Consider the following 13,836-nt stretch of genomic DNA (forward strand, 5'->3'; position numbering starts at 1 on the left):
ATGGCGACTTTAATTGCGCAAAATCTGGCGAAGGCCTACAAAGGCCGACGCGTGGTGGAAGATGTCAGCCTGGAGGTAAAATCCGGTGAGATCGTCGGCCTGCTGGGCCCGAACGGCGCCGGTAAGACCACCACGTTTTATATGGTGGTGGGCATTGTGCCGCGCGACGCGGGCCGCATCGTTATCGACGATGAAGATATCAGTATTCTGCCGCTGCACGCGCGCGCGCGTCGGGGCATCGGCTATCTGCCGCAGGAAGCCTCTATTTTCCGCCGCCTGAGCGTGTACGACAACCTGATGGCGGTGCTGCAAATCCGTGAAGATTTAACGGCGGAACAGCGAACCGATCGCGCCAACGAGCTGATGGAGGAGTTCCATATCGCGCACCTGCGCGACAGCATGGGTCAGGCGCTTTCCGGCGGTGAACGCCGTCGCGTAGAGATCGCCCGCGCGCTGGCGGCGAACCCTAAATTCATCCTGCTGGATGAGCCTTTCGCAGGCGTCGATCCGATTTCGGTTATCGATATCAAAAAGATTATCGAACACCTGCGCGACAGCGGCCTGGGCGTGCTGATCACCGATCACAACGTCCGTGAAACGCTGGCCGTCTGCGAACGAGCCTATATCGTCAGTCAGGGACACCTGATCGCTCACGGCTCGCCTGAGCAAATCCTCCAGGATGAACAAGTTAAGCGCGTCTATTTGGGCGAAGAGTTCAGACTCTGATAAGGTGTTCAGACCGGTCAAGATTTTTAAGGAATAAGTATCCTGAATATGAAGCAAGGTTTGCAGCTCAGGCTTAGCCAACAGCTTGCCATGACGCCACAACTGCAGCAGGCGATACGTCTGCTGCAACTCTCTACGCTTGAACTCCAGCAGGAAATTCAGTTGGCGCTGGAAAGCAACCCGCTGCTTGAACAAACCGATCTTCACGAAGAAGTCGACAGCCGCGAATATCAGGAAAAAGAGGCGCTGGATACCCGCGAGGCGCTGGAACAAAAAGATATGCCGGAAGAGCTGCCGCTCGACGCCACCTGGGACGAAATCTACACCGCCGGCACGCCGTCGGGCACCGGCACCGACTACCACGACGACGAGCTGCCTGTTTATCAGGGCGAAACCACCCAGTCGTTGCAGGACTACCTGATGTGGCAGGTAGAGCTGACGCCTTTTACCGATACCGATCGCGCCATCGCCACCGCCATTGTCGACGCCGTGGATCCGACCGGCTATCTGACCGTTTCTCTTCAGGAGATCCAGGAGAGTATCGGCAACGAAGAGCTTTCTGCGGAAGAAGTCGAAGCGGTACTGAAGCGCGTTCAGCGGTTCGATCCGATCGGCGTCTGCGCACGCGATCTGCGCGACTGCCTGCTGGTGCAGCTGTCGCAGTTCGTGGATGACACGCCCTGGCTGAAAGAGGCCAGGCTTATTGTCAGCGACCATCTGGATCTGCTGGCTAACCACGACTTCCGCAGCCTGATGCGCGTCACGCGGCTGAAAGAGGACGTGCTGAAAAACGCCATGCAGCTGATCCAGTCGCTTGACCCGCGTCCCGGCCAGTCGATTAATACCAGCGAACCGGAATATGTCATCCCGGACGTGCTGGTGCGTAAAATCGGCGCCCGCTGGGTGGTGGAACTGAATGCCGACAGCGTGCCGCGCCTGAAGATTAACCAGCACTATGCTTCGCTGGGCGGCAGCTCTCGCAGCGACAGCGACAGCCAGTTTATTCGCAGCAATTTGCAGGAAGCCCGCTGGCTGATAAAAAGTCTGGAGAGCCGCAACGATACGCTACTGAAGGTCACGCGCTGCATCGTCGACCAGCAGCAGGCTTTCTTCGAGCAGGGTGAAGAATTTATGCGTCCTATGGTGCTGGCGGATATCGCCTCCGCCGTAGAGATGCACGAATCGACGATTTCACGCGTTACCACGCAAAAATACCTGCACAGCCCACGCGGTATTTTTGAACTGAAATATTTCTTCTCCAGTCACGTGAACACCGAAAGCGGCGGCGAAGCCTCTTCCACGGCCATTCGCGCGCTGGTGAAGAAATTGATCTCGGCGGAGAATCCCGCCAAGCCTCTTAGCGATAGCAAGCTGACCACCCTGCTCTCCGACCAGGGGATCATCGTGGCCCGCCGCACCGTCGCGAAGTACCGAGAGTCTTTATCCATCCCGCCCTCAAATCAGCGCAAGCAGCTGGTCTGAACGAACAGATAAGGAAGAGCTTATGCAACTCAATATTACCGGGCAGAATGTTGAAATTACCGAGCCTTTACGTGAATTCGTGGTGGCTAAATTCGCCAAGCTGGAGCAATACACTGACCGTATCGGGCAGGTTTATATTGTGTTGAAGGTGGAAAAGGTGACGCAGGTCGCCGATGCGACGCTGCACGTCAGCGGTGGTGAGTTGCACGCCACCTCGGAAGAAAAAGATATGTATGCGGCGATTGACGGCCTGATTGACAAGCTGACACGCCAGCTGAATAAACATAAAGACAAGCTGAAGCAGCATTAATTACCCTTGCAGCATTGATTATTTTTTCGCCACCCTTATCTGATAAGAATGTGGTGTAAACTAACCGGCTCGTCTTCTGATTGCAGAAGGCGGGCCGTTAATCAACGGGCATAATGCATTCGACTGATGGCCTGCCGAACGATCGGGCAGCGCCGTTTTGCCAGGCGGAAGTGAATACCTAAGTGAACCTATGATGAACAATGACCTGACACTGGAACTGAGCTCGGTCCTGAGCCTTTCCTGTACCCGCAACGGCGTGCACTGCCAGAGCAAAAAGCGGGCGCTGGAGATTATCAGCGAGCTGGCGGCCAAACAGCTTAATCTGCCGCATCAGACGATCTTTGAAGCGATCCTGACGCGTGAACGTATGGGCAGTACCGGCATAGGTAACGGCATCGCGATCCCACACGGCAAGCTGGTGGAAGATACGCTGCGCGCGGTAGGCGTGTTTATCCGTCTCGATCAGCCGGTAGCCTTCGACGCTATCGATAATCAACCGGTCGATCTGCTTTTCGCCCTGCTGGTGCCTGCCGATCAGTGTAAAACGCATCTGCACACGCTCTCGCTGGTCGCAAAACGTCTGGCCGATAAAACGGTCTGCCGCCGACTGCGCGCTGCGCAAAGCGATGAAGAGCTGTTTGCTATCATGGCAGAGGAACCACAAGCCGCCTCTTAAGCCTTTAGTGGGCCGGTCTGTCGGCCCGAGCGTATGCACAGGGAAGTTCCCCGTCCCTTTGGAAAGGCTTCAAATCAGGAGAATAAGTCATGGTGCTGATGATCGTCAGCGGGCGTTCTGGTTCCGGTAAGTCCGTCGCGTTGAGGGCGCTGGAGGATATGGGCTTCTACTGCGTGGATAATCTGCCCGTGGTGCTGCTGCCGGAGCTGGCCAGGTCACTGGCGGATCGTAACATCTCGGCGGCCGTCAGTATTGACGTGCGCAATATGCCAGAGTCGCCGGAGATCTTTGAGAAAGCGCTGACCGGCCTGCCCGACAGCTTTTCGCCGCAGCTGCTGTTCCTGGATGCCGATCGCAATACGCTGATCCGGCGCTACAGCGATACCCGACGCCTGCATCCGCTTTCCAGTAAAAATCTTTCGCTGGAAAGCGCCATCGATGAAGAGAGCGATCTGCTGGAGCCGCTGCGCTCGCGTGCGGATCTGATCGTCGATACCTCGGAGATGTCGGTGCACGAGCTGGCCGAAATGCTGCGCACGCGCCTGTTAGGCAAGCGGGAACGTGAACTGACGATGGTGTTTGAATCCTTCGGCTTCAAGCACGGTATTCCGATCGATGCCGATTACGTGTTCGACGTCCGCTTTCTGCCGAACCCGCACTGGGATCCGAAACTGCGGCCGATGACGGGGCTGGATCGTCCGGTGGCCGCTTTCCTGGATCGTCATACCGAAGTGCACAATTTTATCTATCAGACGCGCAGCTATCTTGAACTCTGGCTACCGATGCTGGAAACCAACAACCGCAGCTATCTTACCGTGGCGATTGGCTGTACCGGCGGCAAGCATCGCTCGGTTTATATTGCCGAACAACTCGCTGACTATTTCCGCTCGCGCGGCAAGAACGTGCAGTCCCGTCATCGTACTCTGGAAAAGCGCAAATCATGACCGTCAAACAAGTGGTTGAGATCAAAAACAAGCTGGGTATGCACGCCAGACCGGCGATGAAGCTGTTTGAACTGGTGCAAAGCTTTGATGCCGAGGTGCTGCTGCGCAACGAGAGCGGCACGGAAGCGGAAGCCAGCAGCGTTATTGCACTGCTGATGCTGGATTCGGCGAAAGGCGGACAGATTGAGATTGAAGCCAGCGGGCCGGAAGAAGAAAAAGCGCTGGCGGCGGTGATCGAACTCTTTAACGCTGGCTTCGACGAGGATTAATCAGCCGCTCAGACGCGCTCAGCGCCCCTGAGCGCGGTTCTTGACCCTCAAGCGTACCGTTCCTCTCGGCGGCGCTTATTACGCCCCTGAGCGCTGTCCTTGCTCGTGATGCTCTGCACACACTTATGCACCTCTGAGCACGGTGCTTTCTCCACAGCGTACCTTTTCCTCTCGGCGTGGCTTATTACGCCCCTGAGCACTGTCCTTGCTCGTGATGCTCTGCACACACTTATGCGCCTCTGAGCATGGTTATTTCTTTCAGGCTACCTTTCTGTCAGCGTAGCTTATGCGCGTTCAGAAAGCCTTCTCCGCCCAGCTGGCGCATCTGGCGTAAGATCCACTGCTGCCGCTGGCGCACATAGGCTGACGGCGCGTCGGCGCGAAAACGGATCGGGTTCGGCAACACGGCCGCCAGCAATGCCGCTTCCGCCATTGTCAGGCGACTGGCGGGCTTATGAAAATAGCGTTGCGATGCCGCTTCCACGCCAAATACGCCCTCGCCGAACTCCGCTACGTTCAGATAGACCGTCAAAATGCGCCGTTTTGTCCACACGGTTTCGATCGCAACCGTCAGGCCCGCTTCCAGTCCCTTACGTATCCAGCTGCGCCCGTCCCATAAAAAAACGTTCTTTGCGGTCTGCTGCGATAGCGTAGAAGCGCCGCGCATGCGGGTCTCTTCACCATCCAGCACCGATTGGATCGCCTGTACGTCAAATCCCCAGTGGTCGGGAAATTTTTGATCCTCTGAGGCGATAACCGCCAGCGGCATCCAGGGAGAGATATTTTTCATCTCTACCCAGTCTGAATGCGCGACATAACGGAAATCGCCGCTCAGCCAGGCGCCAATCTGCCTTTCTGCCATCACGGCAGAGAAAGGTACGGGCAAAAAAGAAAAAAGTAGGATCCCGGCGATCGCGATCCCGGCCAGGCCGATTGTCACTCGTAACGCCCAGGTTTTTAGCCGCTGTCCGCTGGTGTTTTTGCGCTGCTTCATTAACATTTATCCATAATGATCTTATGAATTCCTGTAACAGGAACCCGTTCGTACAATGTAAAAAAGCGGTGCGGGGCGCAACGCATTTGACTTAATGTAAACGTTTGCATGCGCTTACAACTTGAAGCACTTTGTAAATGTATTAAGTGCTTCAATCACTTCCGCGCATTCGGAATCGGTTCCATGCCGTAAACGAACCTGTAGCGATGAAGAAACAATCAACGCGGTCCGTCCGCGCAATGCCAGCCAATTCATTCATGAACCTTATAAATTGCGTGAGTTAGCTTTTGCTAATTTTATCTTAAAGGCCCCTCAGAATGGCTGTGGGCCCAGGTTATGCTTTTCGGTTGGTGAGCGAAAATTGCGCCTTAAGTTAAAAGGATTACGATAAAAACATGTTTATTAATCGTTAATTCCTTCCAATATCACTTTCCATTTTGTTGTACCGTGCGGTTTCACAAGAGAGACACCAATCTCACAAAAAGAACATGTTTTACATGGAGTTAAATATTTGCCAGGCGAGGTGAAATTCTTTTAGCATCACTGCTAGCGATCAATGGAACCGGTTACCTGAATACGTCAATCAAAACCGGACAAAAACTGGCACAATTGTACAATTTTTGCGCAAGATCGCGAATAAATTCATTCCGTGCTTGACTGTATCATCAAATTAATGTTTTCTGTCTGGAAACGCTGCTCCACATCACACATTTTAATGAATCTTGTAACATGTGATGGGAGTTTTGCTAAGGTAGTTCCTGAGCGTTTTACCCAATACCGCGCCTGCGCTTCGATACTCTTACTTTAAGAACAGCGTAGGCCTCAAGTTTCCCTGGTGTTGGCGCAGTATTCGCGCACCCCGGCCTCGGTCGGGGTCATTTTTTTTGGGCCTTTGATACCCATTCCCGCAGTACCGCAACGTCGTTACGCCACTCGTGTTTCAGCTCGTCAATCCACTCCTGCACATTGTCCCACCACGCCGGTAGCTCAGGGCTTTGGATCTGTTTCGCCAGCTGCTGTAAATGGACCAGACCAACCGATCCCGCCGCGCCCTTGATCTTGTGCCCTTCTTCCGCAATGCCTTTTTGATCGCGCGCGGTCATGTTCAAATCCAATACTTCCAGATAACCTGGCATCATCTTTTCAAACATTTCCAGACTCTGCACAATCAGCTGCGGCCCAACCAGCTCGATATACTGCTCCAGCATGGTGATATCCAGCAGCACGGGCGCGTCAGAGTGAGAAGCTTCCGCCGGCTCGTCCTCCTGCTCCTGGTAGTCCCAGTACTTCTGGATAATGGCGGTCAGCGCCGGTACCGCCAGCGGTTTACTCAGCACGTCGTCCATGCCCGCGTCCAGATACTCTTTTTTATCTTTAAGCACGTTAGCGGTCAGCGCCACCAGCGGCGGCAGCTGTTGATGGCCGTAGCGCCGATGGATTTCCCTCGCCACGTCAAGGCCGGTCATATCCGGCAGCTGAATATCCAGCAGCACCAGATCAAACTCTTCGGGATCGAACATCGTCAGCGCTTCTGCGCCCGTCATGGCCACTTCAACGCTGTTGCCCAGCTTCTCCAGCACCGAACGCGCTACGACCACGTTCAGCTCGATATCCTCAACCAGCAGGACGTGCAGCGCCGGTAGCGGCATATCGTCCGCAGGCTGCTCGGCTTCATGCTGCGTCACGACGCGCGGCGCATTAACCGTCAGCGTAAAGCAGGAGCCCTTACCGGGCGCGCTGCGCACGCTGATATCTCCGCCCATGCTCTGCGCCAGACGACGCGAAACCGCCAGCCCAATGCCGGTGCCGGTCGCCGGTTTGCCGCCATGCTGATCTTTCACCTGATAATACATGGCGAAGATTTTGTCCTGCTCATCCTGCGGGATCCCCATGCCGGAATCTTCCACCTCAAAGCGCAGACAATCCTCGCCCTGATAGGCCACCCGCACGATAATGCTGCCCTGCTGGGTAAATTTCACTGCGTTACCGATCAGGTTCCACAGGATCTGACGCAGCCGCGTGCCGTCGGTGATAATTTTATGCGGCAGCGGCGGATGGGCGTCGAGCACGAACTTCAGTCCTTTCGGCTGGGCCAGCAGGCCGGAGAGATTCTCCAGATCCGCCAGGAAGCCGGTAAAATCAACCGGCTGGTTATCCAGCTGCACCTTGCGGCGCTCGATCTTATCCATTTCGATAACGTCATTGAAAATATTGCCCAGCGTGATGGCCGAGACGTGGATGGTTTTCAGGTATTTCAACTGCTCCGGATTCAGCTCGGTATCCAGCAGGATACGGCTCAGACCGACGATGCCGTTAAGCGGCGTACGAAGCTCGTGGCTGATCGTAGAGATAAAGGTGGTCTTTTCCCTGCTCGCGTTCTCTAAAGCGTCCTGATAGCGTTTACGCTCGGTTATATCGCGTCCAAAGCCCATCAGCCCGCTGCGTTTACCTACGCGGTCGTAATAAGGCACTTTACGGATCTCAAAGCAGGCCTTGCGCCCATCGGGATACTGCAGCCACTGCTCGTAGGTCAGCGAAACGTTGTGGCGAAAGACCTTCTCGTCCGTTTCCAGCACTTTGGTGGCGGCATCACGATCGTAGACATCGTGCGGCGTCAGGCCGATAAGCTGCTTCTCGCTTTTGCCCGTCAGCAGCTCCATGGCCCGGTTGCAGCCGGAAAACTGCTGATCGATATTGCGGTAGAACACCAGATCGGGCGAGGCGTCCAGAAACGAACGCAGGAAAGAAGACTGCTGCTCCAGCTCAATCTGCGCCTGCTCGCGCCTGGTCATCTCTTCCGTCAGTTTGTCCATCACCTGCAGGCGCGCTTTTTCCGCCTTGATACGATCGGCGATCTCCTGATTGAGCTGGGTAATGTTCTCCTTCATCTGCTGGTTTAGCTCCAGATCGCGATGGCGCATCTCTTCCAGCTTATCCACCAGGCGCGCCAGGCGCTGCCGCGACTCCTCCAGCTGCTCAACCACCACCGACAGGAAATAAACGGCCCATGGCGTTATCAACAACCCGAAAAAGACCGAGCGAACCATATCGATGCTTTCTACATGTCCGCGCAGCACCATCGTGACCGCCATCTGCACGATCATTGCCAGCACCACCAGCGCAGAAGCCAGCAGCAAAGAAAAGCGCACCAGCCCCAGCTTCACCATTAAATCGACGTAGTACTGGGCTAACAGACGAATTTGTTTCATAAAAGGTCCCTTCGAGAGCAATACCGTCAATCATACCGCAAAAGCTTAAAAGACAAAGGTTACGGCCCCCTGCGCAGGCTGCACCACTGCGGTGCAGCCTGAAAGCAATGCCACGATTGACGTTCCGCGCGCCTGTCAAAAGACAGGTCAGTATCGTCTCCGGCCATCCGCTAAGCCTGCCGCCGTTTAGCGCTGGGGAAGCATGACCGTCTGGCGAACACCGCCGCTGTTTTGCGCTATTAAGCGTGACCGCGACCCGCGCGGCCGTTGACTTTGGTTACCAACAGACTTTGTAACAGCGGTACAGGGTATACGCGGTTGAGCACCATCGGTACGCGAAAAGTGATGTTTAACCTGTGCATAGTCCGTTTTGCCTTAAGTGCATTATCCGTTTTTGCAATTCATAGCGATAAGCGCCTGCCGCCGCGCTTTCGCCTGAAACGCAATGAATAAAAATTCACATTAAACGTGGATGCAATCAAAACCAGCCTGATTAATTTTACTAATGATGCACGGGGGTTTAATTCAAATAAGCCTCCCCGTTAAAAACAGCCGCTTTCAATGATTAAGGCTACTTTATTAGCATTTTCTGCTGGCAATACCCCCAGCACCAGCATGGTGCAGAGATTTGCGCCCTGCACTACAGTGAGACAGTTCACACTTCCTGGGGGGTAAATGACGAAACTATACACAGAAAAAATCGGTATAAAATATATAAAAACAATAACTTACCTAAAAGACACCTCCACAAAGCCCCCCTAAGCGCGCTATTTGACCTGAGTACGCTTTCCCGATAAGTTGGAATTTCGCTGGAAGCGTTCCTGACGGGCCAGTGTCTCGGCATATCTATGCAGCAAGAAGACTCCCCAGGCTTTCTCCTCTCAGAGACCCGGAAAATAACGAGCAGCTCCCTTCAGCATGGCCTGAAGAGAACATGCCCGGCGCACAGTCGCCCACTTAAAAGCAGTCAGGAAAAAAACGATACAGAGCCAGGGGAGTCTTCTCCATTGCATTCTGTGCCTGAAATAACGTAGGTAATGTCAAAGAAGTCAGGAGGTCTGCCATGTCCAATCCAAAAGCGTTTCCCTATGGTCTGTATGACCCATCGAAAGAAAACGACAGCTGCGGCGTCGGTTTCATTACCCGTAAGGACGGCGAGCAGACCCATGAAATTCTTCAGATGGCGCACAGCGCGCTCTGCACCGTGCCGCATCGCGGCGGCATGTCTGCCGAGGGCGTAGGCGACGGCGCAGGTGTTAACGTTGATATTTCACTGCACTTTTTCCGCAAAATTACCGGCATGCCGCTCAATTCCGGTCGCTTTGGCGTCGGTAACTTTTTCGTGCCGAAAGACGATGCGCTGCGCGCCAACGCCGAAGGGCTGGTAGAGGAGACGCTGGCCGCACACGGGCTGGAGGTGATCCTTAAGCGCGAGCTGCCGCTGGATACCAGCGTATTGCGTCCGGCCGCCCTTCAGTTCCAGCTGCCTATCGTTCAGTGGATTTTTAACGCGCCTGCCGATGTGGCAGACCAGACCGCCTTTGAAAAACGTATTTATCGCGCCCTGCTGGCTATCGAAGCGCGCGCCTTTACCGAAAGCGAATTCGGCGGGCTTTACCCGCTTTCTCTTTCGTCACGTACCCAGGTGTTCAAAGCGCGCCTGAACTCCAATGAAGTGATCCCCTATTTCAAAGATCTGACCGATCCGGATCACCAGGTGCGCGGCCTGTTTTTCCATACCCGTTTCTCGACCAATACCGATCCGCATACCACAATGGCTCAGCCGTTCCGCCTGATGGCGCACAACGGCGAGCTGAACACAGATCGTAAAAACCGCATCGCCGAAGCCGCGCTGGCGCTGGCTCGCGGCAAGAAGATCGTCCGGCCGAAGGGGCAGTCCGACAGCTCGCGTCTGGATCAAAGCATCCACAGCCGTCTGATGGAAGATAACCTCGATTTAATCAACGCCGTGGTTTCAATGATGCCGCCCGCGTGGGAAAACGACGATACGCTGTCGCCGGAAGTGCGCGCCATGCTGGAGTATTTCTCGCTGTACGAAGAGAAAAACGACGGCCCGGCCGCGCTGATTTTCGGCAACGGCGACGTCATCGGCGCGCGTCTGGATCGTCTTGGCCTGCGTCCGCTGCGCTCGGTGGAAACCGCCGAGTATATCGGCGCGATGTCCGAAGCCGGCCAGATCGCCTTCCCGCCGGAGAGCGTGCTGCGTCGCGGCCGTATCGAAGCGGGCGGGATGCTTTATTACGATCACAGCGAAAAGCGCAGCTACACCACGCTGGAGGCGCTGGAAAAACTGGCGGCGGAAAAAGATTATCCGACGCTGCTGGCGCAGGCGCGCGTAACGCTGAGCGATCTGCCGGTGGTGCCGGCGGAAATTCAGGGTTCGCCTTTGCGCTACGGCGGCGACCTGAAAACCTATCAGCGCTTTGTGGCCTACTACTACAACCAGGAAAGCTTCAAGTTCATGATGGATCCGATGCTGGCGACCGGCGCGGAGAAAATTTCCGCCATGGGCTACGGCAACGCCATCAACGGGCTTTCCGATCATGAAGGCGGCATGGCGCACTACTTCTCGCAGCGTTTTGCGCAGGTAACCAACCCGCCGCTGGACTCCATCCGCGAAGTGGACGGCATGACGCTGCGCGTCGCGCTGGGCGCCAAGCCGCATCTGGGCCGGAGCAAAGGCCGGCAGATTATCGTGCCGACGCCGATCCTGACGCATCTGGATATGTTGCAGCTGCGCGAGCAGGACGTGGCGCCATACGCCCGTTTCGATATGCTTTATCGTCCGGTCGTGGGCAGCGATGCGCAAAGCCGTGCCGATAACGCCGCCGCGCTGGAGCAGGCCATTGACGATCTGGCGCAGCAGGTGGTGGATTTTGCCCGCGAACAGGGCGGGATCGCGGTGCTGACCGACCGTCATATCTCGAGCGAGCGCGCCGCCATACCGATGCTGCTGGTGGTTTCCGCCATTAACCAGCGTCTGGTACAGGAAGGCCTGCGTCTGGACGTGTCGCTGGTGGTCGAGAGCGGACAGAGCATCTCTTCGCACCATATCGCCGCCGCGCTGGGCTTTGGCGCGTCCGCTATCTATCCACTTGGCGTGCAAATGCGCGCCGAGGAGAAATATGGCGAAGGCGAAGAAGGCAACAAAGCCTTTAAGCGCTATGCCCAAAGCGGCTGAAAAAGCGCTGATGAAAACCATGGGCAAGGTTGGCCTCTGTACGGTTGAAAGCTACAGCTGCGGCGAATTCTTCGAGCCTAACTTCCTGGATACGGAAGATCGGGTGCTGAAGAAATATTTCCCGAATATCAAAACGCCGGTCGGCGGCGCGGGCTTCGCCACTATCGCGCAAATGGCCGTGGACTGGCACCAGAGCGCGCTGAGAATTCAGGGCGAATCAGAGGTGCCGCTGCTGGGCCTGTTTAAAGAGCGTGCCGAAGGCGCGGGTCACTCTTACGGCACTATCGCGGTGCGGACGTTTATCGATATGACGGAGCAGCCGCTGCGCTTTGTCGACAAACCGCGTGAAGAAGATGAGTTTATTCGTCTGCTGACGCTGGCCCGTCTGGATAACGCTTTTAATATCAAGCCGGACTCCTTCGCCGACAGCAGCTTTAAGCGTATCCCGAATGCGACCATCGACAGCTTTACCATCACGCAGGACTACCGTGAGTTCTCCAGCCAGATGCAGGAAGAGCGTAAACGTCGTCCGGCGGCGCTGCGCGATATCCTGACCTTCCCGGCGGATCTGACCCACGTGGACAGCGAAGCGGAGTTTTCGCGCAAGCTGGGCCGTTACTCGCTGATCAACAACGGGTTTGCCGTGCGCGGCCTGCTGTGCGAAGCCACTGACGGCAGCGAAGGCCGCTTTACGCTGCGGCTTTCCGACACCATCAAGGGGCTGAAAACCGAGGTGGAACGTCTTTCCGCCCTGCTGGGCGCGCTGAAAGGCCGTTTCGCCGACGAGATCGCCAGCGGTGAAGTCACGGCGAACGGTCTGCATATTATTGCCAGCGGCAAAGCGGCGGACTATCTGTCGCGTATGTTTACCACGTCGCCTTCGCTGCCGTTAAGCGAAGTGCAGCCGGCCAGCGAAATCACCCGCACCTTTGCTTCCGGCGCAATGAGCCACGGCGCGCTGGTGGCCCCGGCCCATGAGGCGGTGGCGCACGGCACCAATATGGTCGGCGGCATGAGCAACTGCGGCGAAGGCGGCGAGCACTATTCGCGTCACGGCACTATCCGCGCTTCGCGCATCAAGCAGCTGGCCTCCGGTCGTTTCGGCGTTTGGGCAGCCTATCTGGCGGATCCGATGCTGGAAGAGCTGGAAATCAAAATCGGCCAGGGCGCCAAGCCCGGCGAAGGCGGTCAGCTGCCTGCGGCCAAAGTCACCGTGGAGATCGCGGCAGCGCGCGGCGGCACGCCTGGCGTGGAGCTGGTTTCGCCGCCGCCACACCATGACACCTATTCCATCGAGGATTTGGCGCAGCTGATCCACGACTGTAAAGCGGCGCGCGTGCGCGTTATCGTCAAGCTGGTGTCGTCTGAAGGCATCGGCACCATCGCCGTCGGCGTGGCGAAAGCGGGCGCGGACGTGATTAACGTGGCGGGCAACACCGGCGGCACCGGCGCGGCTTCGGTCACCAGCCTGAAATATACCGGCCGCGTGGCGGAAATCGGCATCGCGGAAGTGCATCAGGCGCTGTGCGCCAACGGCCTGCGTGACAAAGTGCTGCTCCGCAGCTCCGGCGCGCAGCAAACCGGCAGCGACGTGGTGAAATCCGCGCTGTTGGGCAGCGACAGCTTCGAATTCGGCACCACGGCGCTGATGATGCTGAAGTGCGTAATGGCGAAAAACTGCAACGTGAAATGCCCGGCCGGTCTGACCACCAACGCCGAAGCCTTTGACGGCGATCCTCGCCAGCTGGCGCAGTATTTTATGAACGTGGCGCATGAAGTGCGTGAGATCCTGGCGCGTCTTGGCCTGCGTTCGCTGCGCGAAGCGCGCGGCCGTTCCGATCTGCTGCACCTGATGGATCACCCGCTTGAAGTCGGCAAGCTGGATCTGCGCGCCATGCTTACCGTGGTGCCGGAAATCAAAATCATGCAGCCGGTCTATCTGGAAAAAGATTACGAGCTGGACGATGGCTGGATCGCACAGGTAGAGCGCGAGCTGGCAACGGCAAGCGTTATCGAACTGGGCA

Annotated in this window: 8 protein-coding genes and 1 pseudogene; 7 read left to right on the plus strand and 2 right to left on the minus strand. The window is 56.4% G+C overall.

Going from position 1 to position 13,836, the window contains the following annotated elements; translation table 11 throughout:
• The 6 genes from lptB (at position 1) to npr (ending at position 4,407) form a co-directional block, all read left to right on the plus strand.
• Positions 1-726: an LPS export ABC transporter ATP-binding protein gene (lptB, locus tag ACVWZ0_RS19915; RefSeq protein WP_253457868.1), complete on the plus strand. Its 726-nt coding sequence runs from the start codon at positions 1-3 to the stop codon at positions 724-726.
• A gap of 48 nt (positions 727-774) precedes the next feature.
• A complete protein-coding gene (rpoN, locus tag ACVWZ0_RS19920) occupies positions 775-2,208 on the plus strand; it encodes an RNA polymerase factor sigma-54 (RefSeq protein ID WP_253457865.1) in 1,434 nt (477 codons plus the stop codon).
• A gap of 22 nt (positions 2,209-2,230) precedes the next feature.
• Positions 2,231-2,518, plus strand: a complete 288-nt coding sequence (gene hpf / locus ACVWZ0_RS19925; protein WP_125287085.1) for a ribosome hibernation promoting factor — start codon at positions 2,231-2,233, stop codon at positions 2,516-2,518.
• A 193-nt stretch (positions 2,519-2,711) separates the two neighbouring features.
• Positions 2,712-3,194, plus strand: coding sequence for a PTS IIA-like nitrogen regulatory protein PtsN (ptsN, locus tag ACVWZ0_RS19930; RefSeq protein WP_199746329.1), 483 nt, complete (start codon positions 2,712-2,714; stop codon positions 3,192-3,194).
• Between the two features lie 89 nt (positions 3,195-3,283).
• Positions 3,284-4,138: an RNase adapter RapZ gene (rapZ, locus tag ACVWZ0_RS19935; protein WP_125287083.1), complete on the plus strand. Its 855-nt coding sequence runs from the start codon at positions 3,284-3,286 to the stop codon at positions 4,136-4,138.
• Entirely contained in the window at positions 4,135-4,407 is a 273-nt protein-coding gene (gene npr, locus ACVWZ0_RS19940) for a PTS phosphocarrier protein NPr (protein ID WP_125287082.1), read from the plus strand. The genes rapZ and npr overlap by 4 nt, the downstream gene beginning before the upstream one ends.
• 274 nt (positions 4,408-4,681) lie before the next feature.
• Here npr and mtgA read toward each other — a convergent pair whose 3' ends face one another.
• Positions 4,682-5,401 carry a monofunctional biosynthetic peptidoglycan transglycosylase gene (gene mtgA, locus ACVWZ0_RS19945; protein ID WP_253457862.1) on the minus strand — a complete coding sequence of 240 codons (720 nt, stop codon included), beginning with the start codon at positions 5,399-5,401 and terminating at the stop codon, positions 4,682-4,684.
• A gap of 875 nt (positions 5,402-6,276) precedes the next feature.
• Positions 6,277-8,610: an aerobic respiration two-component sensor histidine kinase ArcB gene (arcB, locus tag ACVWZ0_RS19950; protein WP_253457859.1), complete on the minus strand. Its 2,334-nt coding sequence runs from the start codon at positions 8,608-8,610 to the stop codon at positions 6,277-6,279.
• 1,180 nt (positions 8,611-9,790) lie between these two features.
• Here arcB and ACVWZ0_RS19955 point away from each other — a divergent pair.
• Positions 9,791-13,559 (plus strand): annotated as a pseudogene (locus ACVWZ0_RS19955) (FMN-binding glutamate synthase family protein); the annotation flags it as partial.
• Between the last annotated feature and the right edge of the window lie 277 nt (positions 13,560-13,836).

This window comes from Erwinia sp. TECH1 (genome assembly GCF_054057575.1).

Coding starts and splice junctions, on each gene's coding strand:
- mtgA (WP_253457862.1), bottom strand. CDS start 5,401: ATGAAGCAGCGCAAAAACACCAGCGGACAGCGGCTAAAAACCTGGGCG.
- arcB (WP_253457859.1), bottom strand. CDS start 8,610: ATGAAACAAATTCGTCTGTTAGCCCAGTACTACGTCGATTTAATGGTG.
- npr (WP_125287082.1), top strand. CDS start 4,135: ATGACCGTCAAACAAGTGGTTGAGATCAAAAACAAGCTGGGTATGCAC.
- rapZ (WP_125287083.1), top strand. CDS start 3,284: ATGGTGCTGATGATCGTCAGCGGGCGTTCTGGTTCCGGTAAGTCCGTC.
- hpf (WP_125287085.1), top strand. CDS start 2,231: ATGCAACTCAATATTACCGGGCAGAATGTTGAAATTACCGAGCCTTTA.
- rpoN (WP_253457865.1), top strand. CDS start 775: ATGAAGCAAGGTTTGCAGCTCAGGCTTAGCCAACAGCTTGCCATGACG.
- lptB (WP_253457868.1), top strand. CDS start 1: ATGGCGACTTTAATTGCGCAAAATCTGGCGAAGGCCTACAAAGGCCGA.
- ptsN (WP_199746329.1), top strand. CDS start 2,712: ATGAACAATGACCTGACACTGGAACTGAGCTCGGTCCTGAGCCTTTCC.